The organism is Acinetobacter sp. ANC_7513, assembly GCF_056779915.1.
The window spans coordinates 1-237 of the sequence record NZ_JBWYIW010000038.1 but is presented as its reverse complement, the minus strand read 5'-3'; the positions used below and the strand labels follow the sequence as shown (position 1 = coordinate 237).

Annotated in this window: 1 protein-coding gene; it reads left to right on the top strand. The window is 49.8% G+C overall.

What is annotated here, in order from left to right; translation table 11 throughout:
* The coding region (locus AC1M9B_RS14440) for a GA-like domain-containing protein (RefSeq protein WP_481609345.1) at window positions 1-237 on the top strand (237 nt) is incomplete at both ends.

Genomic DNA, 237 nt, shown 5'->3' with positions numbered 1-237 from the left:
AAGATGAAGATGGTGTTGTTGATGATATTGGTGAAGCTCTAACAGCGGCTGAAGCAGCAGTAGAGGCAGCAGAAGCAGCATACGCTGCGGCGGAACAAGCGCTGATCGATGCAAATGCCAATGGCCTCATCACTCCAACAGAACTCACTGCACTGACTCAAGCACGTGATGATGCACTTGCTGCGAAAACAGAAGCACAAACAAAAGTGACAGCGTTACCTGAGGCAGTACAAGCAG